This window comes from Halospeciosus flavus, from assembly GCF_029814175.1.
Lineage (GTDB): Archaea > Halobacteriota > Halobacteria > Halobacteriales > Halobacteriaceae > Halospeciosus > Halospeciosus flavus.
Window position 1 is genome coordinate 1,516,919 of the sequence record NZ_CP122312.1, and the last position, 22,564, is coordinate 1,539,482.

Below are 22,564 nucleotides of genomic sequence, written 5' to 3' on the forward strand. Positions count from 1 at the left end.
ACACTCGTTGTACCACACTCGATTGTGATCGTCACGCAGGGTTCGACGACTCCGGGCGATTGATTACGGTTCCATCGGCAGTGCGGCTATGGACCACACTGCACGCCTCGACGCGTACCTCGACCGCAACGACCTCGCCGTCGTCTGGTTCGCGCGCCCGAACTCCTTCGCGTGGCTGACCGGCGGCGACAACGTCGTCGACCGCACCGGCGACGTCGGCGTCGCGGCCGCCGGCTACGACGGCGACGGCGTCACGGTCGTCACGAACGACATCGAGGCCCCGCGACTCCGCGCGGAGGAACTCCCCGCCGGCGTCGACGTCGTCGAGTTCGACTGGCACGCGTCGTCGCTCGCCGACGCCGTCGCCGAGGCGAGTCCGGACCCGGCCGCCGCCGACTTCGACGTCCCGGGGATGGACGACGTCGACGCGAGCGCGCTCCGCCAACCGCTCACGGACGCGGACGTCGACGCCTACCGTTCACTCGGGGCCGACGCCGCGGCCGCCGTCGAAGCCGTCTGCGAGGACCTCGACCCCACCGACACCGAACGCGAGACCGCCGCGGCACTCCGTGAGCGCCTCACGCGCGCGGGCATCGACTCCCCGGTCGTCCTCGTCGGCGGTGCCGTACGCGCCCCACAGTACCGCCACTACACGCCCAAGGAGGTCGAGGTCGGCGACTACGCGCTCGTCTCTGTCACCGCCGAGCGTGACGGCCTGTTCGCCAGCCTCACCCGAACCGTGACGTTCTCGCCGCCCACGTGGTTCGACGAGCGCGCACACGCGACGGCCCGTGTCGCCTCGACCGCGCTCGCGGCCACCCGCGAGGAGGGACGCCGCGACGGCACGGCCGGAGACGTCTTCGCGGCGATTCAGGACGCCTACGCGGAGACCGGTTTCGAGGGCGAGTGGCGACGTCACCACCAGGGCGGCGCGGCCGGGTTCGCCGGTCGGGAGTGGATCGCCACGCCGAACCACGACGCCGCCGTCCACCTCCCGATGGCCTACGCGTGGAACCCGACCGTCGAGGGGACGAAGACGGAGGACACCTGGCTCGTCACCGAGGACGGATTCGAGTGCCTCACCGCCGGCGACTGGGCGCGCGAGGACGCGGCGGCCGTCGGTTACGACGTCTCGCTGGCCCACGCGACACCGCTGGAGAAGTAGCTACTCCTCCTCGGGCGACCACTCGCCGCCGACGCGGTTCGCGCCCATCATCTGCGGTCCCTCGTGCTCGGTGAAGACGACCTTCGCGTTCGCCTCGGGAACGTCGAAGTGCTCGCCCGCGAGGTCGATCACGGCGAGGGCGAACGCCCGTTTTTGCGCCTGGTCGCGACCTCGCCGAACGTCGGCGTCGAGGAAGAGGTGTCGGCCACCCGTCGAGCGGCCGAGCCAGAGGTGGTTCTCGGGGTCGGCGTCGACCGAGACGGCGACGTGGCCCGTCTCGGTCTGCATCTCCTCGGCGTAGTGCTCGGCGACGGCCTCGGCGAACGCGTCGGCGTCCGGGGCGTCGATACCGAAGTCGGCGCTGAACGTGAGTAACGGCATGTGAGGGACGTCGTCCCGCGCGGGAAAGGAGGTTGCGGACGCGCGGCGGTCCGTTTCTCAGATATGGCCGCCGTATCTCAGTTATCGACTCGATATCTCGACTATCGGGACAATAACTGAGTTACGCGCGACGTTGTCGAGATATGCGCCGCGTTGTCGAGATATAGGCGACGTTGCGGAGATATCGATGACCGTCGAAGCGTGGCGTCAGACGACGTTGCGTTCGTCGCGCACCTCGCCTTCGAATCGGTCGCTCCGGAGCGGGTCGATGTCCACGCGGTCGGTCTCGCCGTCGACGACGAGGTCGGCGACGATCTTCCCGGTGGCGGGCGCGTGCTGGAAGCCGTGGCCCGACGACCCGGCGGCGACGACGAACCCCGGAACCGTCTCTTCGAGGATGGCGTGGTGGTCGGGCGTGACGGCGTAGAGACCGGCCCACCCGCGCTTCATCCCCGCGTCGAGTCCGAAGTAGTCGGTCCACCCAGCGAGACGTTCGAGGCAGTCGACCGCCCAGTCGAGGTCGGCGTCGCCGTCGTAGCCGTCGGGGTCCTGTGCGGGGTCCGCGCCGCCGAAGTGCCCGCCCGCGATGGCCGCCCCCTCTCGTTCGGGGCGGAAGTACACCTCGCTGTCGAGGTCGACGACGAGTGGGACGTCCTCGGGGACCGGCGACTCGGGCGCGGCGACCATCGCCTGTCGCCGGCGCGGGACGATGGGGAGGTCGACGCCGGCCATCGCGGCGAGTTCGCCCGCCCACGCGCCCGCGGCGTTCACGACGTAGTCCGCCTCGACGGTGCCGGAATCGGTCTCGACGCCAGCGACGCGCCCGTCCTCGACGAGGACGTCCGTGACGCGGGTCTTGGTCCGGACGTCGACACCGCGGTCGGGGAGCGCCTGCGCGTACCCCTGTGACGCGAGGTTCGGGTCGGCGAAGCTATCGAGCGGCGAGTAGGTGGCCGCGACGAACGCCTCCTCGCGGAGGCCCGGGCAGTGCTCGGCGGCCTCGGCCGGGTCGAGGAAGTAGCTCTCGCCGCCGCGTTCGTTCTGCATCGCGACGTTCTCGCGGAAGTCGTCGGCCGTCTCGTCGTCGCGCGCGAGGAAGAGGTAGCCGTTGCGTCGGCGGCCGATGTCGACGCCGAAGCGCTCCTCGAACTCGTCCCACACCGACAGACTCCGGAGTGTGAGGTCGACGTTCACGGGCGTCGAGAACTGCGTGCGGATGCCGCCGGCCGAGCGCTGTGTGCTCTCGCCGCCGAGACTCCCGCGTTCACAGAGCGTCACGTCGACGCCCCGACCGGCGAGTTCGTACGCACTCGCGAGCCCCACGATACCCCCTCCCACGACGACTGCGTGCATGTGTTTCTCTCGGGGGGTGTGTGGAGATAAGCGTTGCCCGACCCGGTGTCAGAACCGGTCGGGACGGACGACGTCGAGGAGGGCGCTCTCTTCGCCGTGGACGGCCGCGTCGAGCACGTCCGCGACGGCCGGTGCGAGCGTGACGCCGAGACCGCTCATCCCCGCCGCGAGGTAGAAGCCGTCGACCTCCGTCTCGCCGACGAGCGGGCGACCGTCGGGCGTGACGGTCCGGAGTCCGACCCACTCGTCTTCGACCGTCGCGTCCCGGAGCGGCGGCACGGACTCGTCGAGGAGGGCGTCGGCCGCCCCGCGGAACGCCTCGTCCACCGCCCGTGGCTCGTCGGGGTCGAGGCGCTCGCCGTCGGCGTAGTCGGTGCGGTACGCCCCGACGTAGGCGCCGGCCTCGCCCGCGGGGCGGACGTAGTGCTTCGACTCGAAGATGGTGAACGGGAGGTCGTGGGCCGCGCCCTCGACCGCGAGTATCGGGCCGACGGTGTGGCGCATCGGCGCCTCGACGCCGACGAACTCGTTCACTCGCGTCGCCCACGGACCGGCCGCGTTCACGACGGCGTCCGCACGGAGGAGCCCGTTCTCGGTCTCGACGGCCGACACCACTCCGTCCGCCGTTCTGAGGCCGGTGACCCCCTCGCCCGCCCGGACGGTCGCGCCGCGCTCGCGGGCGCGCTCGGCGAAGAACGCGACGAGTTCGTCCGTGTCGAAGTACCCCTCTTCCGGCGTGTAGAGTCCGCCCACCGCGGACTCGCCCGCGAGGTCGAACCGGTCGAACTCCGCGGCGTCGACCCACTCGGCGTCGTAGCCGAACCGTCGGAGTGTGTCGACCGCGTCGCGGCAGTCGACGGCGTACCCCTCGCTCTCGGCGACGGTCAGCAGTCCGACCCGTTCGTAGGAGAGTTCGCCGCGTTCGACCGCCGGTTCGTACGTCTCCCACGCGCGCTGGCGCAGGCGGTGGTCGACGCGCCGCGGGAGCGTCTGCTGGGTCGTGAAGACGGCCGCGGAGGCCGCGGTCGTCCCGCCGCCGAGGTCGTCACGTTCGAGGAGCGTCACGTCCGTCACCGGGTGCTCGGCGAGTGTCGCGGCGGCCGCGGTCCCGACGACGCCCCCACCGACGATGACGACGTGCATACCCCGACTGGCGGTGGCTCCCACATAAGCGTGGGTCTCCCGAGCCGCCCGACGGACGGGAGGACGAACACGGGCACGGGCGCGGACACGGGCAAGGACTAATTCGGTCGCCGTCCAACCGCCGCCATGGTCCGTATCCTCTCCGAGTCCGACGTCGCCGACCTCCTCGAACTCGACGCGCTGCTCGACGTGATCGCCGACGCCGTCCGGAAACAGGACCGCGGCGACGTCGAACGACCGGAACGCCCCCACTTCCCGGTGGGCGTGGGTCTCGACGCCGACGCCCCGGACGAACCCCTCGGGACGGGGCTGACGATGCCCGCCTACCTCCACGGCGCCGACTACTACGCGACGAAACTCGCGAGCGTCCACCCGGGGAACGCCGACCGCGACCGACCGACGGTGAACGCACAGGTCGCCGTGACGGACGCGGCGACCGGCGCGCCGGTCGCCTACGTGGCCGGACGTCGCGTGACGAACGCCCGGACGGGGTGTATCGGCGGCGTCTCGGCGAGAGCGCTCGCCGACCCGCCCGTCCGCGTCGGCGTGATCGGTGCGGGCGCACAGGCGCGCTGGCAGACGTACGCCATCGCCGCCGCGCTCCCGGTCGACGGCGTGCGCGTGTTCTCCCCGAGCGAGTCGCGCTTCGACTGCGCGGCCGACCTCCGCGACGCCGGAATCGACGCCGAGGCCGCCGACTCCGCCGCCGACGCCGTCGACGGGGCGGACGTGGTGGTGACCGCGACGACGGCCGAAGAACCGGTCGTCGCAGACGAGGCCATCGCGCCCGACGCGGCCGTCGTCGCGGTCGGGGCCTACCAGCACGGGATGCAGGAACTCGAACCGGAGACGCTCCGGACCGCCAGCGCGGTCTTCGCGGACGTGCCCGGGGAGGCCGCCGAGACGGGCGACGCGACCGCCGCCGGGTTCGAGGCGGCCGACCTGCGCCCGCTCTCCGAGGCACTCGACGAGGAACCGCGGGGCGGCCGGCGGGTCGTCCTCAGCGTCGGGTCGGCCGTCTTCGACGCCGCGACGGCGACACACCTCTACGAGCGGGCGGTCGAGGCGGACGTCGGACGGACGGTCGACCTCTGAGTCGGCCGCGAGACTTTTGCGCCCCCGGCCGCGACTCTCCGCGTACATGTCCTGGTCCGAAGTGGACGCCCGCACCGGCCGACGGTGGGAGCGCGACGACGGGCTGGCCGTCCTGACCCTCCGCCAGACCGCGACCGGCGACTGGGCGGTCACCCTCGACGTCCTCGAACAGGCCGACGACGGCCCCCGCTACGAACGACGCACCGTCGCGGACGAAGAAGCGGCACTCGACCGTGCCGAGACCCTCCGCGAAACACACGACTGAGACGAGACCCTCCAGGTCTCACGCGCGACCCGTTCGTCTCGGTAGACGAACGCCCCGACTTCTCGACTGCACTCGTCGCCGTCCCGTCGTGGATTCGGCTCCCGACCGGCCGGGCACGGATGCCCTGCATGCGTGTGTGTACCACTGTACAGCAAAATTTCACACTCGTTTCATCTGGCCCAAATCCACTTACGTCACCCACCGTTGGATGTGGACGTACGATGAATCAGCACTCGTCCCGTCTCCTGGCAGCACTGCTGGCGCTCACCGTCTTCGGTGGCGCCTTCGCCGGTGTCGCCGCCGCGGCGTCCGCCGGTTCGATCACTGCACAGCCCGCCGAACCCGGCGCCACGTCGACGCACACCGTCACCGAGATGGCCGGTTCGACCATCGGTGGGAGCTCCTGGACCGGTTACCAGGTCGACTACCAGGGCACCGGTGCCGACGTGAGCAACGTCAACCAGTCTGACGTCGTCAAGATCGGTATCGACCGCAACGACGACGAGGCCGGTTCGACCATCGACGTGAACGTCGAGGACGACCTGCAGGACGTCAAGTCGAGCAACAACGGCAAGACCCTCACCTTCAGCCTCGGCGGGTCTTACGCCCTCAACCAGAGCGACGAAGTCGTCGTCGTCTACGAGGACGTCCAGAACCCCTCCGAGGCCGGCGAGTACAACGTCACCCTCGACATCAACCACCAGTCCAGCGGCAGTCAGGTGACCGCGACCCTCGCCATCGGCCAGGCGTCCGATACGACGACCACGACGACTACGACGTCCGAGGACACCACGACGACCACGACGGAGTCCGAAGAGACGACGACCGAGTCCGAGCAGACCACGACCACGGCCGCCGAGGAGACGACCACCACTGAAGGCGGGAGCCCCGGCTTCGGTGTCGCCGTCGCCCTCGTCGCCCTCGTCGGTGCAGCCCTCGTGGCTGTCCGTAAGGCGTAACGCCGTAACACTCGCTAACCGCCGTTCGGCCGTTTCAGCGGTCTTTCGTTTTCCACGACCTCTTTTGACTCAGTCCGGGCAGTAGCAACTGAGCGCGAGTCCCTCGCCGAGCGGCACGACCGACGTCTCGAAGGCGGGGTCGTCCCGGACGGTCTCGACGTACGCCTCGACGCCCGCGACGGCGTCGCTCGACGGTTCCTCGCCCTCGAAGGCGGCGCGCAACTCGGCTGGGTCGAACGGCCCGGCCAGGACGTTGTCCGCGACGACGAGTCCGCCCGGACGCAACCGCTCGCGGGCGGCGTCGAGTGCGTCGACGTACTGTGATTTCTCGACGTCGAGGAACACCACGTCGAACGACCCGTCGGTGTCCTGGAACGAGTCGACGGCGTCACCGACCTCGTAGTGGACGTCCGCCGGGACGTCGAGGACGTCGAAGAACTCCCGCGCGCGGTCGAGGTTCTCCGGGTCGAGGTCGGTGAGGTAGATTTCGCCGTCCTCGGGCAGCGCGGGCGCGAACCAGGCCGCGGAGTAGCCGAACCCCGAGCCGAACTCGAAGACTCGCTCGGTGCCGACGAGCGTCGCGGCGACGCGGAGGAACTGCCCGGCGTCGGGGCCGACGTGCGGGAAGTCGTGTTCGTTCGCGTACTCGTCCATCGCCTGTACGACCGGGTCCGGGTCGGGCCGGGACGCGGCGACCAGCGCCGCCACGTCGTCGGTGAGGACGTTCGTCACGGGTGTCGGTGCTCGGAGCGAGAACTTAGCCGTTGTGCGACTCACCCGAGACGTTATCACGGAAGCCGGGACCAGAACCCCCTATCCTGTAACCGACGTCCGAGACGATTCGCGGGAGCGCGACGCCCCGTCTCGGCGTTCGCTGGTCGGCGTCGCCTGTTCGCTAGTGCTGGACGAACTCCACGAGCACGCCGCCCGTGTCCCGCGGGTGGAGGAACGCGACGTCGTGGCCCCACGCGCCCTCGCGGGGTTCCTCGTCGATCAACTCGACGCCGTGGTCGCGGGCGGTGTCGAGTGCGGCCCCGACGTCGTCGGTCGCGAGCGCGACGTGGTGGATGCCCGGTCCCTCCCGGTCGAGGTAGTTCGCGATGGTCCCCTCGTCCGAGACGGGTTCGAGCAACTCGAAGTAGCTCTCGCCGACCTGCAGGAACGTCACTCGCAGGCCGTCGAACACCTCTTCGTGGGCGACGGGCGCGTCGAAGAGGTCGCCGTACAGGTCCGCGAGCACCGCGGCGTCGTCGGTGGCGACGCCGACGTGATCGAAGTGCATACGCGGGTGGGCGGACGGCACCGTCATAAGCCTCGCGGACGACCACGTTCCCATGGATCCGCACGTGCTACGCGAAGACATCCCGGCACTCGACGACGTCGTCTACCTGAACACGGGCGCGAGCGGGCCGAGTCCGCGACGGGTCGTCGAGGCGGCCGAGGACGCCCTCGAACACCACGCGTTCGACTCGCCCGGCGCGGAGGGACCGTACCCCTACGCCTTCGAGTTGTTCGAGGAGACGCGCGAGACCGTCGCCGACTTCCTCGGGACCGACGCGTCGCACGTCGCGCTCACGCAGAGCACCGCCGACGGCGTGAACCGCGTCGCCTCGGCCGTCGACTGGGAACCCGGCGACGTCGTCGTCAACACCGACCTCGAACACCCGGCGGGGACGCTCCCGTGGCGACGACTCGCGGACGTCCACGACCTCGAACTCCGGACGGTCCCGACCGAGGACGGCCGCGTCGACCGCGACGCCTACGCCGACGCCGTCGCGGACGCCCGACTCGTCTGTTTCAGCGCCATCACGTGGACCCACGGCACGCACCTCCCCGTCGAGGACCTGGTCGCCGAGGCCCACGACGCCGGCGCGGAGGTGCTCGTCGACGCGGTCCAGTCGCCCGGCCAGCGCCCGATGCCGGTCGAGTCGTGGGGCGCGGACTTCGTCGCCGCGGCGGGCCACAAGTGGCTCCTCGGACCGTGGGGCGCGGGGTTCCTCTACGTCGACCCGGACGCCGTCGAGTCGCTCGAACCGGTCCAACTCGGCTACATGGGCGCCGAGGAAGCCGAAGACGAGAGCTACGCGTTCGCCGAGGGCGCCAAGCGCCTCGAAATCGGAACCACCTCGCCCGCACCCTACGCGGGACTCCAGGAGGCCATCGCGACGGTCGAGCGCGTCGGACTCGACACCATCCAGTCGCGGGTCGAACGACTCACCGACCGGTTGAAGGACGGCCTCGGCGACCGCCTCGTCAGTCCGGCGGCCTACGAGTCGGGACTCGTCACGTTCGAAGCCGACGACCCCGAGGGGCTGGTCGAGCGACTAAAAGAAGAACACGGCGTCGTCGTCCGCGACCTCCCGACGGGGAACGTCCGGGCGTCGCTACACGTCTTCAACACGGCCGAAGACGTCGACGTCCTCCTCGACGCCCTAGACGAGTGCTGAGCGCGGCGCGTCGAGCGCGCGCTCAGAAGGAGACGCCGGACTGGTACTCCCCGAAGACGTCGCGGAGGACGTCACAGACCTCGCCGACCGTCGCGTACACCTTCACCGCGTCGACGATGTAGGGGACGACGTTCTCGTCGCCCTCGGCCGCCTCGCGGAGCGCCTGCAGTTTGGCGTCGACCGCCTCGTCGTCGCGCTCCTCGCGGACGCGTTCGAGACTGTCGATTTGGGCCTGCTCGTCCTCCTCGGTAACCTCCTCGATGTCCATCTCGGGTTCCTCGTCGACCTCGAACTCGTTGACGCCGACGATGACCCGCTCGCCCTCCTCGATCTCCTGCTGGCGGTCGTAGGCCACGTCCTGGATCTGTCGCTGGACCCACTGGTCCTCGATGGCCTGCAACATCCCGCCCTTCGCGTCGACCTCGTCGAGGATGTCGAAGGCCTCCTCCTCCAGGTCGTCGGTGAGTGACTCGATGTAGTAACTCCCCGCGAGGGGGTCGATCGTGTCGGCGGCACCCGACTCGTGGGCGAGAATCTGCTGGGTCCGGAGGGCGGTCCGGACGGACTGCTCGGTGGGGATGGAGAGCGCCTCGTCCTTCCCGTTCGTGTGGAGCGACTGCGTCCCGCCGAGGACCGCCGCGAGCGCCTGGTAGGCGACACGGACGACGTTGTTCTCGATCTGCTGGGCCGTGAGCGTCGACCCCGCGGTCTGGGTGTGGAACTTGAGTTGCTTCGAGCGCGGGTCGGTCACGTCGAAGCGCTCTTCCATGATCTTCGCCCACATCCGGCGGGCGGCGCGGAACTTCGCCACCTCCTCCAGGATGTTGTTGTGGGCGTTGAAGAAGAAGGAGAGTTGCGGGGCGAACTCGTCGACGTCCTGGCCGGCGTCGAGGGCCGCCTCGACGTACTCGATGCCGTTCCCGAGGGTGAAAGCGAGTTCCTGGGCCGCGGTCGACCCGGCCTCGCGGATGTGGTAGCCCGAGATGGAGATGGTGTTGAAGTTGGGGACCTCGTCGGCGCAGAACTCGAAGATGTCCGTGACGATGCGCATCGAGGGCTCCGGCGGGTAGATGTAGGTGTTGCGCGCGACGTACTCCTTCAGGAGGTCGTTCTGGATGGTCCCGCGGAGTTCCTCGCGGGGGACGCCCTGCTTGTCGCCGACCGCGATGTACATGGCGAGCAGGACGCTCGCGGGTGCGTTGATGGTCATGCTCGTCGACACCTCGTCGAGCGGGATGCCCTCGAACACCGTCTCCATGTCGTCGAGCGTGTCGATGGCGACGCCGGACTTCCCGACCTCGCCGGCGGCCATCACGTCGTCGGAGTCGTGGCCCATCTGCGTGGGCAGGTCGAAGGCCATCGAGAGGCCGGTCTGCCCCTCGTCGAGTAGGTACTTGAACCGCTCGTTCGTCTCTGCCGCGGTTCCCATGCCGGCGTACTGGCGCATCGTCCAGAGGCGCCCGCGGTACATCGTGGAGTACACCCCGCGCGTGTACGGTTCCTCGCCGGGGAACCCGAGGTCCTCGTCGTAGTCGAGGTCCGCGACGTCGTTCGGGGTGTAGAGGCGGTCGACCGACTGCCCGTCGGTGTCGGTCTCGAACTCCGCTTTGCGCTCGCCGAACCGTGAGAGCGTCGGGTCGAGTGTCTCGTCTTCCCACTCGGATTTCGCCTCGCGGATCTCGGCTAAGTCGTCCTCGTCGAACATATGGTGACGATTGACGAGGGCGACCTTAATGGTTGTACGTCCGTGTCAGCGGAAGGCGACCGACCGTTCGCGGGGGTCTACCTCGACCACCGAACCGAGTGGGAGCGGCGCGGTCGGCGTCGTGTGCCCCCAGTCGAGACCCGTGACGACCGGTGCGTCCGGATTGTACCGCCCGACCTTCTCGACGACCGCCTCGCGGACGCGTCGACGGTAGGCCGCGCGCTCGTCGGCCGGTGGCTGTTCGAGGAAGCTCCGACCCGGAACCCGGCCGACGAGGACGGCGGCGAACCGTTCCAGCAGGCCCCGCTCACCCATGCACAGCATCGAGGCCGCCACGTCGTCGGCACGGGGGAGGTCCTCGGCGATCTCGACGGCCAGTACCGCGCCGTCGAGGCGGGCGGGGTCGGGGAGGTAGCGGTCGCTCGCGAGGTGCCAGTCGACGACGGAGAGACAGCCACCCCACAACCGTCCGGTCGCTCGCTCCTCGCCGCCGTGCCACGACCACCCGGGGTTCGCCTCGTAGTCCGGTGGCGTGTCCGGGACCTCGCCCGAGGGCCACCAGTCGGTCGGTTCGTCGGTCCACCGCTCGCTCGCTTCGAGTTCGCCCAGTGCGTCCTCGAAGAAGGCGCGACGTGCGTAGCGCTCGGTGTACTCGGGCAGTTCGCCGCGGACCCCGAGTTCGTTCAGCAGTTGCGCGCCGTTGTAGGAGACGACGCCCGCTCGCCAGAGGAAGAGGCCGAGGTTCGAGTTGTCGCTCATCCCGTAGAAGCGCGTCGGGTGTTCGCGGAGGGTGTCGGCGTCGAGGTGTCGGAGCACCCGTAGTTGGTCGCTCCCGCCGATTGTCGCGAACACACCCGAGATGTCCGGGTCCCGGAACGCCGTGTGGACGTCGGCGGCCCGTGCCTCCGGGTGCACTTCGAGGAAGTCGTTTCCCTGCCGGGCCGTCGGGTAGACGACGGGCCGGAGGTCGAACACCCCACGCAACCGCTCCAGTGCGAGTTCGAGGACGTGCGGGAAGTCGTGTGCACCGCCCGACGAGGGCGCGACGACGGCCACCTCGTCGCCGGGTTCCAGCGCCGGCGGCGTGACGAACTCGGTCATACCGGCGGGACGGAGACCCGCGAGAAAAGCCTTCGGTGGGTGTGACAGTGGAGCAGTCGGAGATTAGCGACCGGTGTCGTACTTGTAGGTCGCCGACTCGGCGTCGATGCCGAAGTCCTCGGCGGTCTCCTGTTCGCCTTCGTCCTCGCCCTCGAAGCGGCCACGCAGGTCACGCGGGATGGCGAACTCGTCGACGGCGACGCGGACGGGCGTCACCCCGCCGTCGGCGATGGCGCGTTCTTCGTCGAGACGGTCTCGGAGTTTCTCGGGGAGGTCGGCCTCGTCGACGCGCTCGAAGCCGAACTGTTCGAGATAGTCGGGTTCCTCGGTGAGCGAGTAGACGACGTCGAGCCCCTCCTCCTCGGCGTCGTCGACGAGCGCCTCGACGACGTGCGCGCCGACGCCCTGGCCGCGCCACTCGTCGAGTACGCCGATGTTCGTAATCTCACAGACCGATTCTCCACCCTCGGTATGGATACGGAGGCGACCGAATCCCGCCTTCTCGCCGGTGTCCTCGTCGACCGCGAAGACGTAGTCCCGCGAGCGGAACGCCGGGTCTTCGAACCCGAACTCCTCGAAGCGGTCGAGCAGCCACACCTCCTCTCGTTTCTTCGCGTCCCGAACGTACATGACGACACCTTCGTCCCCGAGCGGAAAAGGGTTTGTGCGACGCCAGTGCCGGCACCCTCGGCACGAGCGCGAACACACTTTTCACCCGTCCGACTGTGCGTTCGGCCATGTACGACACGATACTCGTCCCCGTCGACGGGAGCGCGCCCTCGAACGCCGCAGTCGACGAGGCCGTCGAACTGGCCGGCGCGTTCGGCGCCACGGTCCACTTCCTCTTCGTCGTCGACGTCGAAGGGTTCGCACTCGACGAACACGCCGGGTCCCTCGTCGAACAACTCCACCGACAGGGAGAACACGCGGTCGAGGAGGCACGAGAGACGGCGGAACGTCAGGACGTGACCGCGTTCGGGGAGGTCCGCGAGGGCGTCCCGCACCGGACGATCGTCCGGTACGCAGAGGAGATCGACGCCGACGTCGTCGTGATGGGGACACACGGCCGGAAGGGGTTCCGACACTTCCTCCTCGGGAGTGTGACCGAACGCGTCGTCCGAGAGGCACCGGTCCCCGTGTTGACCGTCCGCGCCCCCGAAGAAGAACGCGGGGAGTCGGGGACGGAGCGAGAAGAGTCCGAAGAGTCCTAGAACTCGGTGACGACCGGGACGCCGACCGTGTCGAACTCGCTCATCGCGTCGAGCGTCTCCGAGACCTCGTCGAGCGACACCGTCTCGGAGACGATGGCGCCGGGGTCGAGTTGCCCGCTCTCGACCATCGAGAGGATCTCGTCGTAGCGGGCGGGTGGCATCCCGAACGAGGCGAGGAAGTCGACTTCCCGCATCACCATCGAGTCCGTCGGGAGCGACACCTCGCCGCCCTCTTCGCCCGTCGTGAGGCCGATCTGGACGTGTTTGCCCTTCCGGCCGAGACTCGCGACGGAGTTTCGACACGTCTCGGCGATACCGAGTGCGTCGACGGCCACGTCGGCCCCACCGTCGGTGAGTTCCTGGACCGCTCCCGGGACGTGGTCGACTTCCCCGGCGTGCACGACGTGTTCGGCGCCGAGCGACTCGGCGCGTTCGAGCGTCGCCTCGTCGAGGTCGACCGCGACCACCCGCGCCCCGAGGGCCTCCGCGATGTGGACCGCCGAGAGTCCGACACCGCCACAGCCGTGGACGGCGACCCAGTCGCCACCCTCGACGTTCGCGCGGTGGGCGAGACCGTGGAAGGCAGTGGTGAACCGACAGCCCAGGGCGGCCATGTCGACCGGATCGACGCCGTCGGGGAGTTTGACGGCGTTGAAGTCGGCGTCCGGGACGGGGAAGCGTTCGGCGAACGCGCCCGGTGCCTGCGGAGTGAAGCCGAGCGGTCGGAGGTTCTCACAGACGTTCGCGTCGCCGCGGCGGCAGTGCGGGCAGGTCCCGTCGCCGAGGGTGAACGGGACCGCGACGCGGTCGCCGACGTCGAAGTGCTCGACGTCGGAGCCGACTTCGACGACGGTCCCGGCGGGTTCGTGGCCGAGTATCTGCCCCTCCGGCGGTTTCGCACCGATCCAGTCCCAGTCGCCCTGCCAGGCGTGCCAGTCGCTCCGACAGACGCCACAGGCTTCCGTCTCGACGACGATTCCGTCGGCGTCGGCGGCGGGTGATTCGACGTCGCGGACGTCGAGCGGTTCTCCGTACTCGGTGAGGACAGCAGCGCGCACGTTCCTCTCCCCCACGGCGAAGGAGTAAAGTGTTCCTCCCGAACGACCGTGGGAAATTTCTTTGTCACCGGTGGTGGAGTACAGCGTATGGACTCACTCGCGGAAGTAGACGAAATCGTTCACCGACCCACCGAGGAGTTCGTCGACTCGACGAACGTCCAGCAGTTCATGGACGAGCACGGTATCGACGACGTCGCGGAACTCCGCGAGCGGACGGCCTCGGACCTGGAGTGGTTCTGGGACGAGGTCGTCGACACACTCGATATCGAGTTCTACGAGGACTACGACACGGTCCGGGACGACACGGACGGACCGCAGTTCACGGACTGGTACGTGGGTGGGGAGTTGAACGTCGCGCACAACACGGTCGACCGCCACGTGGCCCGGGACAGCGAGACGCGCAACAAGGTCGCTTGTACTTGGGAGGGCGAAGGTGGGGAAGTTCGAGAACTCACCTACCACGAACTCTCTCGGCAGGCGAACCAGGTTGCCAACGTACTGGTCGAACGCGGCATCAAGGAGGGCGATACGGTCGGACTGTACATGCCGATGGTGCCCGAAGTCGTCTCGATTCTCTACGGCATCTTCGAGGTGGGCGCCATCGCGGTGCCCATCTTCTCCGGGTTCGGGACGGACGCGACGGCGACCCGCATCGCGGACGCCGAGTGCTCGGTCCTCTTCACGGGCGACGGCTTCTACCGCCGCGGCGACGAGGTCACCCTCAAAGAACAGGCCGACGCGGCCATCGAACAGGCCGGTCACGTCGAGCACACCATCGTCTACGAACGACTCGGTGCCGACATTCCCTGGGACGACGAGCGCGACGAGTGGTGGGCCGACGCCGTCGAAACCGCCGACGACGAGTTCGAGACGCGCTCGATGGCCGCCGACGACCCCTGTATGCTCCTCTACTCCTCGGGCACCACCGGCAAGCCCAAGGGCATCGTCCACACCCACGCCGGCACGGTCGTCCAACCCACCAAAGAAATCTACTTCAACTTCGACCACAAGCCGAGTGATCGCTTCTTCTGGGTGAGCGACATCGGGTGGATGATGGGACCGTGGACGCTCGTGGGCAACCACGCGCTCGGCGGCACCGTCTTCATGTACGAGGGGGCGCCCGACTACCCCGAACCGGACCGTTTCTGGCGGATGATCGACCGCCACGACATCACGACCTTCGGCGTCTCCCCCACCGCTATCCGCGCCCTCCGGAAGCACGGCAGCCGCCGGACGGGGTCCGACGAGCCATCCGAGTCCGACGGACCCGGAGACGACGAGTGGGTGGAGGACCACGACCTCTCCAGTCTCCGCCTGCTCGGGTCGACCGGCGAACCGTGGGACCCCGAGTCGTGGAAGTGGTTCTACGAGGAGGTCGGCGGCGGCGAGGCACCCATCATCAACATCTCCGGCGGGACCGAAATCGTCGGCTGTTTCCTCGCGCCCCTCCCGAACGAACCGCTCAAGCCGTGTACGCTCGGCGGACCGGGTCTCGGGATGGACGTCGACATCGTGAACTCGCAGGGCGAGTCCGTCGCGGACGAGCACGAACGCGGCTTCCTCGTCGCCCGGTCGTCGTGTCCGTCGATGACCAAGAGCCTCTGGAGCGGCGACGAGCGCTACCTCGAGGAGTACTGGTCGACGTTCGAAGACCCACCGATGTGGGACCACGGCGACTGGGCGCAGAAGGACGAAGACGGCTTCTGGTTCCTCCACGGCCGTGCCGACGACGCCATCAACGTGGCCGGGCGGAAGGTCGGCCCGGCCGAGGTCGAGGGCGCGCTCATCGACCACGAGGCGGTCAACCAGGCCGCGGCCGTCGGCGTCCCCGACGACACGACGGGCGAGGCGGTCGTCGCCTACGTGATCCTGGAGGAGGGGTACGACGTCTCCGACGCCCTGCGCGAGGAACTGCGCGAGCAGGTCGGCGCGGAACTCGGCAAGCCGTTCAAGTCCCGAGAGGTGCTGTTCGTCGACGAGTTCCCCAAGACCCAGTCGGGGAAGATCGTCCGCCGGGCCATCGAGGGGGCCTACACCGGCGAGGAACTGGGCGACACCTCCTCCATCGAGAACCCCGAGGCCATCGACCGACTCCAGGACGCGGAGTAGTCGCTCCTCGGCGAGTCAGAACGACACCGACGACGGCGACATCACTCGGTCTTCCGGGACGTCCTCGCCGCCGACGGCGACGGTCCCCGTCTCGTCGGGTGTCGGCAGGAGCGACACGGCGTCGGCGAAGTGCGGGGCGAGCAGGCCCGCGACGACGACGCCGGGGTCGGTGAGGGACCCACGGACCGCCACGACGTCGTTCGCGTCGAGGCCGTCCGCGACCGTCTCCGCGGCGTCGAGCAGGGCCGCGTGGCTGTAGGCCGTGTCCTCGGTACGGAGCGCCGTCGTCTCTCCGTCGAACCCGACGGGCGGGAAGGCTGGGTTCTCGCTCCAGGCGTCACGCTCGAAGTAGCCCCACGAGGGGTCTGTGGGTTCGTCGCCGTAGGCGACCCGCTGCCCGCCGGGCGGGAGGGACACCGCGCCGATGTCGTCGGCCGGTCCCACGACGGCGCGCGCGTCCGACTCGTCCGGGAGGCCGAAGCGGACGGCAGCCCCGAGTAGGGTCGCACCGAGGGCGGAGAAGACCGCCTGTGGCACGGAGTCGTCGGCGACGACGACGTCCACGCCCTCGCGGACGCCGTGGTGGCGGAGGAAGTTACCGGCGCGGTAGGTCGTCGTCCGGAGTTCGCGGGCGGAGTGTGCTCGGCCGTCCCACCGTAGCGCGTCGCGCTCGCCGTCGAGGACGGAGACGAGGTCGTAGAGCGTGTCCATGCTCGGAGTTGTGACTCGGCGCGCTAAGGTGCTACGTTCGGAGAACGGAGCGTCGGCGGCCGGGCTACAGTTCGCCTTCTTCCCGCAGACCCGCGATGATGTCGTCGACGAGGTCGTCGACGTTGTCGTAGGGGAATTCGGCCTGTCCGGAGAGTTTCGTCGCGAGTTCCATCGCGGAGTACTGTTTGTCGCCCGCCTGGAACTTCGTCGCGGGTCCGTTCGGGAGCGCCGGGACGAGGCCCATCTGGTTCTTCACGGGGTAGTCGGCGTCCTTGAACGCGTCGGTGAGCTCCTGGCGAAGTTCGGCTTCGACTTCACTCGGCATGGGTAGCAGTGCACGCGGGCCGACGAAAAGGATTGTGGGACGGTCGTTCGCAGACGCCCCGAACTGGGAGCGTTTTGCCCGCTCGCGTCGACGTCCCGCTCTCCGCCGAGTCGGACGAGCGACGTCGGTCGTGCACCCGCTACGTAATCGAACACGAGGAGTAGCGGCCGTCGCCACCGTCCTCCGATACGTTTTACGTCGTACCGTTCGACACTCCGCGTATGGACGCAGATTTCGACTTGCTGCAGGAACTCACCGAAGCGCGCGGTGTCCCCGGCTACGAGGACCGCATCCGCACCATCGTGAAGCGCGAACTCGAAGACCACGTCGACGAAATTCGCACCGACTCGATGGGCAACGTCGTCGCCACGGTCGAGGGGAGCGAGAACCCCGACTACGAGGTCGCCATCGCCGCCCACATGGACGAGATCGGCTTCATGGTCAAGCACGTCACCGACGAGGGGTTCCTCCAGATGGACACCCTCGGCGGGTGGGACGCCCGCGTGCTCCGCGCCCAGCGCGTCACCGTCCACACGCCCGAGGAGGACCTCCCCGGAATCATCGGGTCGCCGCCGCCGCACACGATGGACGAGGAGGACCGCGAGAGCACGGACGAGGTCGAGGACTTCTACGTCGACCTCGGACTCCCCGCCGACGAGGTCGAAGAACGCGTCTCCGTCGGCGACCAGATCACGATGGATCAGGACACCCGGATGGTCGGTGACACGGTCACCGGGAAGTCGATGGACGACCGCGTCTGTCTCTTCCAGATGATCGAAGCGGCGAAGCGCGTCGACCCCGACGTGACCATCCACTTCGCCGCCACGGTCCAGGAAGAAGTGGGCCTGCGCGGCGCGAAGGCACTCGGCGTCGACCTCGACCCGGACCTCGCCGTCGCGCTCGACGTAACCGTCGCCAACGACATCCCGCAGATCAGCGACGAGGCCGACTACGTCACCGAACTCGGCGACGGGGCGGCGATCAAACTCAAGGACGGCAGCGTCATCACGAACCCGAAGGTCCACCGCCGGATGCGGACGGTCGCCGAGACCGAGGACGTCCCCTACCAACTCGAAGTGCTCCCCTCGGGCGGGACCGACACCGCGGGCTTCCAGAACACCCACGGCGCCAAGCCTGTCGGCGCCATCTCCATCCCCCTCCGGTACATGCACACCGTCACGGAGGCCGCCCACGAGGACGACGTCGACGCCGCCGTCGACCTCCTCACCGCCTTCCTCGACACCGAAGACGGCGAGAACGACTACACGCTCTGAGGCGACGGCCCCTTCTATACCTCCGTCGAGTACATAAGTGACCGCCGCGACTCCGGGCGATGGACCTGCGGTCGACGGGCGACCCGCGGCGACGTCGGTGGCTGCGAGAGACTACCAATATTAAATACCCCCGTGCCCAACCCGTGTACCATGACAACGGACGACACCCAACTCTCGCGGCGCGGGTTCCTCCGTGCGGCCGGGACGAGTGCCGCGCTCGCCGGCGGCGCGACGGGGAGTGCCGTCGCCGCCGAAGGGGGCGGCGGGAGCAAACCCGACTTCGGCGGGTGGCTCGAAGGCGTCGACGGCGGGTTCAAAGACGCACGTGGACAGAGCGAGGTGACCGTCATGGTCGGCGCACAGGGCAACGGCGGCGCGTACGCCTTCTCGCCGGCCGGACTCTGGGTCGACCCGGGGACGACGGTCAAGTGGGAGTGGACCGGCGACGGGGGTGCGCACAACGTCCACGCGGTCGAGGGTGCCAGTTTCGAGAGCGACCTCTACACCGCGCCCGGCGTCCACTTCGAGCACACCTTCGAGTCGGGCGGTATCGTCGACTACCAGTGCGACCCGCACGTCTCGATGGGGATGAAGGGAGCCGTCGCCGTCGGCGACGACGTCCCGACCGGCGGTGGTGGCGGCTACGTGTCCATCCTCCCCGACAGCGCGAAGATCATCGGCATCGCCGGGACCGCCGTGATGACGCTCGCGCTCGGGTTCAGCTACGTCTTCATGCGCTTCGGCGGCGACTTCGGGGCGGACGCCGAGTTCGAGGGCGGCGAGGAGTAATCAGTAACTCCGGACCGTCACGTCGACCGGCCGTGACTCGCCCTCCAGGTCGGCGACGACGCGTTCGACGACCCGTTTTCCCTCCTTCTCGACGAGCGAGCGGACCTTCGACTCCACGTCGAACGGGACGAACCGCGGGAGGTCGAGGACGCCCGAGTCGACCTGGTGTGGGTGGTAGGTCACGCGGAGGGTGACGCGCGTCGCGGAGGTTCGGTCCGCGGGGGCCTCCTCCGGGACGGCGTCGAGTTCCCACGCGCCCTCGGCGTCGACGTCCTTCGTCACCTCCCACGAAATTTCGTGGGGCGGGTCGACGTCGGTGACGCGGGTGTGGAGGACGTAGGAGAGTTTCCACCACTCGAAATGGAGGCGGTAGGTCGTCCCCGGCCCGCCCTCGCCCTCCTGCTCGACACGGGCGAGGTGTTCGGAGTAGCGGGCGTAACGGGGGAAGTCGAGGAGGAACTCGTAGGTCTCCGAGGGCGGCAGGTAGACGACGGTACTGACTTCGAGCGTCTGCACGCCTCCCCCTGGGTGGGCGACGCCCTTAACTCCCGTACCTGCGCCCGTTCTCACCTCCGCGGCGTGCCGGGACCGATGGCTTTTGGACGGCCGCCCGCCGACGGGCACGTATGTCCGACGAGAACCCGAGCGTCGTCGTGGTCGGTGGCGGTCCCGCCGGCCTCACGGCGTCGCTGTTCACCGGCCGCTCCGACATGCCGACCACGGTCCTCGACGAACCGGAGTCCATCCTCCGGCGCAACGCCCACCTGGAGAACGTCCCCGGCTTCCCCGTGGGTGTGAACTCCCGACTCTTCCTCGACATGCTCGATGACCAGGCCGAACGCGCCGGCGTCGAGCGCGAGCAGGCCGAGGTGACGGCCGTCCACCGCGACGACCCGACCGACGCCGACGAACCGTTCGTCGTCGAGACGGCCGATGGCGACGCCTACACCGCGGACGTCGTCGTCGCCGCGACCAAGTCCTCGCCCGCCTACCTCGACCCGCTCTCCGACGACCTCGAACTCGACCAGCAGGGGTCGAAGACCTACGTCTCGGCCGACGAGCGCGGCCGGACGGACGTGCCGGGACTCTACGTCGCCGGCCGTCTCGCCGCCAAACCCCACCAGACCGTCGTCGCCGCGGGTCACGGCGGCGAGGTAGGAATCACCGTCGTCGAGGACTCGGAGGTCCCCTTCTACCACGACTGGGTCGTTCCCGAGGGCTACTTCACCGGCCGTGGCCGCGAGGTGCCGCCGGGCTGTGAAGAGATCGACGAAGAAGAACGGCGGCGCCGCGAGGAGGAGTCTATCGAGATCATGCGCGACTACTTCGACGAACCCCACCCCGAGGAGCCGACGATGCACCCGAGCGTCGCCGAGGACGAGGACGAAGACGACGAGTAGCGACTCACCGACCGTTTTTCTGCAGAGTCCGTTCCGGAGCGTTCGCTCGCCGCCGAGGTGGCCGTCCCTCAAACTGTCACCGACCCAGTTGATAGCGTGAACCATATGTGCCTCGGTCACACAGGTCAGTGTATGCGCCGACCGAACGTAGACGACCTCGGCAGACGGGCCGCGACGGCGACGATCACCGACCTCGAGGAGTTCGCCGTCGGCTGTGGGGTGTGCTGGGCCGTCGTCGCCGCCGTCGGCGTCCTCTTCGAACTGCTCTACACCGCCGTCGCGGGCGGCGTGGTCGGCGGGTCGTGGTTCGGCGTGCTCGTCGGCGGGCCGGTCGTCCTCGCCGTCGCGTGTCTCGGCCTCGCGGCCGTCGCGGAGGTGTACGAGGCGGCGACCGGCCGGCCCGACACGAGACACGAGTTCTCCTTCGACGACCCAGTCGACGTCGAGGAGCGGCGGGAGTAGTCCCGTCCGGCGGACCGGATCGTTTTAAGTCACGAGCGGCCGACCGTCCGGACGAATGCTCTCGGGAGTCAACGTCGCGCTGGGGGTGACGGGGAGTATCGCCGCCGTCCGGGTGGTCGAACTCGCCCACGAACTCCGGCGTCGGGGAGCGGAGGTCCGCGCCGTGATGACCGACTCGGCGCAGGGAATCGTCCACCCGTGGGCCGTCGAGTTCGCCACGGACAACCCCGTCGTCACCGAAATCACGGGTCAGGTGGAGCACGTCGAACTCTGCGGTGAAGAGGGGTGGGCCGACGTCTTCCTGGTCGCCCCTGCGACCGCGAACACCGTGGGGAAGGTGGCCGCCGCCATCGACGACACCCCGGTGACGACCTGCGCGACCACCGCCTTCGGCGCGGGCGTCCCCATCGTCGTCGCGCCGGCCATGCACGAACCGATGTACGACCACCCCGGCGTGCTGGACGCCATCGACACCGTCGAGTCGTGGGGCGTCGACTTCGTCGGCCCGCGCGTCGAGGAGGGGAAGGCCAAGATAGCCGAGAACGACACGATCTGTCTCGACGTGGCCCGCGCCGTCGGTGACTCGCCACTCGACGGCCGCGACGTCGTCGTCACGTCCGGCGCGACCAGCGAGCGCATCGACCCCGTGCGCGTCCTGACCAACCGCGCCTCCGGGAAGACCGGTCGGGCCATCGCGCGCGGGTGCTACGTCCGCGGCGCGGACGTCACGCTCGTCCACGACGGCGACGACGTCCCCTATGCCGACGTCGAGCACGTCGAGAGCGCCGCCGAGATGCTCGACGCCTGTCGCGACGCGTGCGCCGACGCGGACGCCCTCGTCTCCGCGGCCGCCATCAGTGACTACACGGTCGACGCCGCGGCGGAGAAGATTCGCTCCGGCCAGGACCTCGTCTTAGAGTTCGAGCGGACGCCGAAACTCGTCGACGAGATTCGCGCGGACTACCCGGACCTCCCCATCGTCGGCTTCAAGGCCGAGACCACCGGCGACGACGAGAAGATGGTCGCGAAGGCCCGCGAACTCGTCGACCGGGTGGACGCGGCGTTCGTCGTCGCCAACGACGCCAGCGTCATGGGTGGCGAGGAGACCCGTACCCTGTTCGTCCGTACGGACTCGTCCGACGAGTTCGTCGGGTCGAAGGAGGAACTCGGCTTGCGCGTCGCGGACGAACTCGCCACGGTGTTCGACGACGAGACGTAATCGGCGGGCCGGGTGTTACTCGGACTCGGACCCCGACTCGGTCTCGCCGGGTTCGTGGACCGACCGGTTCCCGTCGGGCCAGTCCGCCCGGCCGAAGAAGGGCACACCCATCTTCTGAGCGGAGCGCGAGATCATGTGCGCGCCGGTCGGCGCGGTCAGGAAGAGGAAGACGATGCCGACGAGCGCAGTCAGTCCCTCCTCCATCGGGCCGAAGGAGACGAACGCCGCGAGGAGGATGGAGGCCGCGCCGAGGGTCGTCGCCTTGCTCGTGGCGTGCATCCGGTTGTACACGTCCGGGAGACGGAGCAGTCCGATCGTTCCGATCGCGAGGAAGAAACTCCCCACGACGACCAGTGCGGCGACGACGGCCGAGACGAGTAGTCCGGACATGG

25 protein-coding genes are annotated in these 22,564 nt (G+C 69.0%); 12 read left to right on the forward strand and 13 right to left on the reverse strand.

Annotated features, from left to right (window positions below):
* The first annotated feature begins 88 nt into the window (after positions 1-88).
* Positions 89-1,165: a M24 family metallopeptidase gene (locus P0Y33_RS07840; protein WP_279529984.1), complete on the forward strand. Its 1,077-nt coding sequence runs from the start codon at positions 89-91 to the stop codon at positions 1,163-1,165.
* Here P0Y33_RS07840 and P0Y33_RS07845 read toward each other — a convergent pair whose 3' ends face one another.
* The 3 genes from P0Y33_RS07845 to P0Y33_RS07855 all read right to left on the reverse strand — a co-directional run bounded on the left by P0Y33_RS07845 (position 1,166) and on the right by P0Y33_RS07855 (position 4,042).
* Positions 1,166-1,546, reverse strand: a complete 381-nt coding sequence (locus P0Y33_RS07845; RefSeq protein ID WP_279529985.1) for a tautomerase family protein — start codon at positions 1,544-1,546, stop codon at positions 1,166-1,168. It abuts the gene before it with no gap.
* 207 nt (positions 1,547-1,753) lie between these two features.
* Positions 1,754-2,899, reverse strand: coding sequence for an NAD(P)/FAD-dependent oxidoreductase (locus tag P0Y33_RS07850; RefSeq protein WP_279529986.1), 1,146 nt, complete (start codon positions 2,897-2,899; stop codon positions 1,754-1,756).
* 48 nt (positions 2,900-2,947) lie between these two features.
* Entirely contained in the window at positions 2,948-4,042 is a 1,095-nt protein-coding gene (locus tag P0Y33_RS07855) for an NAD(P)/FAD-dependent oxidoreductase (RefSeq protein WP_279529987.1), read from the reverse strand.
* A 126-nt stretch (positions 4,043-4,168) separates the two neighbouring features.
* Here P0Y33_RS07855 and P0Y33_RS07860 point away from each other — a divergent pair, with 126 nt between their 5' ends.
* From P0Y33_RS07860 to P0Y33_RS07870, 3 genes are all read left to right on the forward strand, one after another.
* Positions 4,169-5,137 carry an ornithine cyclodeaminase family protein gene (locus P0Y33_RS07860; protein WP_279529988.1) on the forward strand — a complete coding sequence of 323 codons (969 nt, stop codon included), beginning with the start codon at positions 4,169-4,171 and terminating at the stop codon, positions 5,135-5,137.
* A gap of 46 nt (positions 5,138-5,183) precedes the next feature.
* The gene (locus tag P0Y33_RS07865) at positions 5,184-5,402 is read left to right on the forward strand and encodes a DUF7543 family protein (protein ID WP_279529989.1); all 219 of its coding nucleotides are present in this window, start codon (positions 5,184-5,186) and stop codon (positions 5,400-5,402) included.
* A 221-nt stretch (positions 5,403-5,623) separates the two neighbouring features.
* On the forward strand, positions 5,624-6,361 hold the full coding sequence (locus tag P0Y33_RS07870) for a PGF-CTERM sorting domain-containing protein (RefSeq protein ID WP_279529990.1): 738 nt from the start codon (positions 5,624-5,626) through the stop codon (positions 6,359-6,361).
* A gap of 69 nt (positions 6,362-6,430) precedes the next feature.
* Here the strand turns inward: P0Y33_RS07870 and P0Y33_RS07875 are convergent, their stop codons facing one another.
* A complete protein-coding gene (locus P0Y33_RS07875) occupies positions 6,431-7,093 on the reverse strand; it encodes an O-methyltransferase (protein WP_279529991.1) in 663 nt (220 codons plus the stop codon).
* A 163-nt stretch (positions 7,094-7,256) separates the two neighbouring features.
* Entirely contained in the window at positions 7,257-7,643 is a 387-nt protein-coding gene (gene mce / locus P0Y33_RS07880; RefSeq protein WP_279529992.1) for a methylmalonyl-CoA epimerase, read from the reverse strand.
* A 52-nt stretch (positions 7,644-7,695) separates the two neighbouring features.
* On the opposite strand from mce, the gene P0Y33_RS07885 reads away from it, so the two are divergent.
* Positions 7,696-8,808 carry an aminotransferase class V-fold PLP-dependent enzyme gene (locus P0Y33_RS07885; protein WP_279529993.1) on the forward strand — a complete coding sequence of 371 codons (1,113 nt, stop codon included), beginning with the start codon at positions 7,696-7,698 and terminating at the stop codon, positions 8,806-8,808.
* A gap of 22 nt (positions 8,809-8,830) precedes the next feature.
* Here P0Y33_RS07885 and P0Y33_RS07890 read toward each other — a convergent pair whose 3' ends face one another.
* The 3 genes from P0Y33_RS07890 to P0Y33_RS07900 form a co-directional block, all read right to left on the reverse strand.
* Positions 8,831-10,513: an acyl-CoA mutase large subunit family protein gene (locus P0Y33_RS07890; RefSeq protein WP_279529994.1), complete on the reverse strand. Its 1,683-nt coding sequence runs from the start codon at positions 10,511-10,513 to the stop codon at positions 8,831-8,833.
* A 45-nt stretch (positions 10,514-10,558) separates the two neighbouring features.
* Complete coding sequence (locus P0Y33_RS07895) at positions 10,559-11,614, reverse strand: S66 family peptidase (protein ID WP_279529995.1); 1,056 nt, start codon at positions 11,612-11,614, stop codon at positions 10,559-10,561.
* 63 nt (positions 11,615-11,677) lie between these two features.
* Complete coding sequence (locus tag P0Y33_RS07900) at positions 11,678-12,244, reverse strand: GNAT family N-acetyltransferase (RefSeq protein WP_279529996.1); 567 nt, start codon at positions 12,242-12,244, stop codon at positions 11,678-11,680.
* 107 nt (positions 12,245-12,351) lie between these two features.
* On the opposite strand from P0Y33_RS07900, the gene P0Y33_RS07905 reads away from it, so the two are divergent.
* Positions 12,352-12,825: a universal stress protein gene (locus tag P0Y33_RS07905; RefSeq protein ID WP_279529997.1), complete on the forward strand. Its 474-nt coding sequence runs from the start codon at positions 12,352-12,354 to the stop codon at positions 12,823-12,825.
* Here P0Y33_RS07905 and P0Y33_RS07910 read toward each other — a convergent pair.
* Positions 12,822-13,883 carry a zinc-dependent alcohol dehydrogenase family protein gene (locus tag P0Y33_RS07910; RefSeq protein ID WP_279529998.1) on the reverse strand — a complete coding sequence of 354 codons (1,062 nt, stop codon included), beginning with the start codon at positions 13,881-13,883 and terminating at the stop codon, positions 12,822-12,824. The two genes, P0Y33_RS07905 and P0Y33_RS07910, sit on opposite strands and share 4 nt — an antisense overlap.
* A gap of 87 nt (positions 13,884-13,970) precedes the next feature.
* On the opposite strand from P0Y33_RS07910, the gene P0Y33_RS07915 reads away from it, so the two are divergent.
* Positions 13,971-15,992, forward strand: coding sequence for an AMP-binding protein (locus tag P0Y33_RS07915; RefSeq protein WP_279529999.1), 2,022 nt, complete (start codon positions 13,971-13,973; stop codon positions 15,990-15,992).
* Between the two features lie 15 nt (positions 15,993-16,007).
* Here P0Y33_RS07915 and P0Y33_RS07920 read toward each other — a convergent pair whose 3' ends face one another.
* Both P0Y33_RS07920 and P0Y33_RS07925 read right to left on the reverse strand, forming a co-directional pair.
* Positions 16,008-16,703: an acetyl-CoA synthetase gene (locus P0Y33_RS07920; RefSeq protein WP_279530000.1), complete on the reverse strand. Its 696-nt coding sequence runs from the start codon at positions 16,701-16,703 to the stop codon at positions 16,008-16,010.
* A gap of 64 nt (positions 16,704-16,767) precedes the next feature.
* A complete protein-coding gene (locus P0Y33_RS07925) occupies positions 16,768-17,028 on the reverse strand; it encodes an MTH865 family protein (RefSeq protein ID WP_279530001.1) in 261 nt (86 codons plus the stop codon).
* A 221-nt stretch (positions 17,029-17,249) separates the two neighbouring features.
* On the opposite strand from P0Y33_RS07925, the gene P0Y33_RS07930 reads away from it, so the two are divergent.
* On the forward strand, positions 17,250-18,302 hold the full coding sequence (locus tag P0Y33_RS07930; RefSeq protein ID WP_279530002.1) for a M42 family metallopeptidase: 1,053 nt from the start codon (positions 17,250-17,252) through the stop codon (positions 18,300-18,302).
* Between the two features lie 150 nt (positions 18,303-18,452).
* Positions 18,453-19,091: a halocyanin domain-containing protein gene (locus P0Y33_RS07935; protein WP_279530003.1), complete on the forward strand. Its 639-nt coding sequence runs from the start codon at positions 18,453-18,455 to the stop codon at positions 19,089-19,091.
* Here the strand turns inward: P0Y33_RS07935 and P0Y33_RS07940 are convergent, their stop codons facing one another.
* The gene (locus P0Y33_RS07940; RefSeq protein WP_279530004.1) at positions 19,092-19,607 is read right to left on the reverse strand and encodes an SRPBCC family protein; all 516 of its coding nucleotides are present in this window, start codon (positions 19,605-19,607) and stop codon (positions 19,092-19,094) included.
* Between the two features lie 110 nt (positions 19,608-19,717).
* Between P0Y33_RS07940 and P0Y33_RS07945 the strand changes: the two genes are divergently transcribed.
* From P0Y33_RS07945 to coaBC, 3 genes are all read left to right on the forward strand, one after another.
* Positions 19,718-20,491, forward strand: coding sequence for an NAD(P)/FAD-dependent oxidoreductase (locus P0Y33_RS07945; protein ID WP_279530005.1), 774 nt, complete (start codon positions 19,718-19,720; stop codon positions 20,489-20,491).
* A gap of 132 nt (positions 20,492-20,623) precedes the next feature.
* Entirely contained in the window at positions 20,624-20,953 is a 330-nt protein-coding gene (locus tag P0Y33_RS07950; protein WP_279530006.1) for a hypothetical protein, read from the forward strand.
* 55 nt (positions 20,954-21,008) lie between these two features.
* Entirely contained in the window at positions 21,009-22,172 is a 1,164-nt protein-coding gene (gene coaBC, locus P0Y33_RS07955) for a bifunctional phosphopantothenoylcysteine decarboxylase/phosphopantothenate--cysteine ligase CoaBC (RefSeq protein ID WP_279530007.1), read from the forward strand.
* A 15-nt stretch (positions 22,173-22,187) separates the two neighbouring features.
* On the opposite strand, the gene mnhG is transcribed toward coaBC, so the two are convergent.
* Positions 22,188-22,562 carry a monovalent cation/H(+) antiporter subunit G gene (gene mnhG, locus P0Y33_RS07960; protein WP_279530008.1) on the reverse strand — a complete coding sequence of 125 codons (375 nt, stop codon included), beginning with the start codon at positions 22,560-22,562 and terminating at the stop codon, positions 22,188-22,190.
* Positions 22,563-22,564 lie beyond the last annotated feature (2 nt).

Excerpts from the sequence above, each read along its gene's own strand:
- P0Y33_RS07930 (WP_279530002.1), top strand. The coding sequence starts at position 17,250 with ATGGACGCAGATTTCGACTTGCTGCAGGAACTCACCGAAGCGCGCGGT.
- mce (WP_279529992.1), bottom strand. The coding sequence starts at position 7,643 with ATGCACTTCGATCACGTCGGCGTCGCCACCGACGACGCCGCGGTGCTC.
- coaBC (WP_279530007.1), top strand. The coding sequence starts at position 21,009 with ATGCTCTCGGGAGTCAACGTCGCGCTGGGGGTGACGGGGAGTATCGCC.
- P0Y33_RS07885 (WP_279529993.1), top strand. The coding sequence starts at position 7,696 with ATGGATCCGCACGTGCTACGCGAAGACATCCCGGCACTCGACGACGTC.
- P0Y33_RS07935 (WP_279530003.1), top strand. The coding sequence starts at position 18,453 with ATGACAACGGACGACACCCAACTCTCGCGGCGCGGGTTCCTCCGTGCG.
- P0Y33_RS07865 (WP_279529989.1), top strand. The coding sequence starts at position 5,184 with ATGTCCTGGTCCGAAGTGGACGCCCGCACCGGCCGACGGTGGGAGCGC.
- P0Y33_RS07845 (WP_279529985.1), bottom strand. The coding sequence starts at position 1,546 with ATGCCGTTACTCACGTTCAGCGCCGACTTCGGTATCGACGCCCCGGAC.
- P0Y33_RS07905 (WP_279529997.1), top strand. The coding sequence starts at position 12,352 with ATGTACGACACGATACTCGTCCCCGTCGACGGGAGCGCGCCCTCGAAC.
- P0Y33_RS07840 (WP_279529984.1), top strand. The coding sequence starts at position 89 with ATGGACCACACTGCACGCCTCGACGCGTACCTCGACCGCAACGACCTC.
- P0Y33_RS07895 (WP_279529995.1), bottom strand. The coding sequence starts at position 11,614 with ATGACCGAGTTCGTCACGCCGCCGGCGCTGGAACCCGGCGACGAGGTG.
- P0Y33_RS07925 (WP_279530001.1), bottom strand. The coding sequence starts at position 17,028 with ATGCCGAGTGAAGTCGAAGCCGAACTTCGCCAGGAGCTCACCGACGCG.
- P0Y33_RS07945 (WP_279530005.1), top strand. The coding sequence starts at position 19,718 with ATGTCCGACGAGAACCCGAGCGTCGTCGTGGTCGGTGGCGGTCCCGCC.
- P0Y33_RS07855 (WP_279529987.1), bottom strand. The coding sequence starts at position 4,042 with ATGCACGTCGTCATCGTCGGTGGGGGCGTCGTCGGGACCGCGGCCGCC.
- P0Y33_RS07850 (WP_279529986.1), bottom strand. The coding sequence starts at position 2,899 with ATGCACGCAGTCGTCGTGGGAGGGGGTATCGTGGGGCTCGCGAGTGCG.
- P0Y33_RS07870 (WP_279529990.1), top strand. The coding sequence starts at position 5,624 with ATGAATCAGCACTCGTCCCGTCTCCTGGCAGCACTGCTGGCGCTCACC.
- P0Y33_RS07920 (WP_279530000.1), bottom strand. The coding sequence starts at position 16,703 with ATGGACACGCTCTACGACCTCGTCTCCGTCCTCGACGGCGAGCGCGAC.
- P0Y33_RS07900 (WP_279529996.1), bottom strand. The coding sequence starts at position 12,244 with ATGTACGTTCGGGACGCGAAGAAACGAGAGGAGGTGTGGCTGCTCGAC.
- P0Y33_RS07890 (WP_279529994.1), bottom strand. The coding sequence starts at position 10,513 with ATGTTCGACGAGGACGACTTAGCCGAGATCCGCGAGGCGAAATCCGAG.
- mnhG (WP_279530008.1), bottom strand. The coding sequence starts at position 22,562 with ATGTCCGGACTACTCGTCTCGGCCGTCGTCGCCGCACTGGTCGTCGTG.
- P0Y33_RS07950 (WP_279530006.1), top strand. The coding sequence starts at position 20,624 with ATGCGCCGACCGAACGTAGACGACCTCGGCAGACGGGCCGCGACGGCG.
- P0Y33_RS07860 (WP_279529988.1), top strand. The coding sequence starts at position 4,169 with ATGGTCCGTATCCTCTCCGAGTCCGACGTCGCCGACCTCCTCGAACTC.
- P0Y33_RS07915 (WP_279529999.1), top strand. The coding sequence starts at position 13,971 with ATGGACTCACTCGCGGAAGTAGACGAAATCGTTCACCGACCCACCGAG.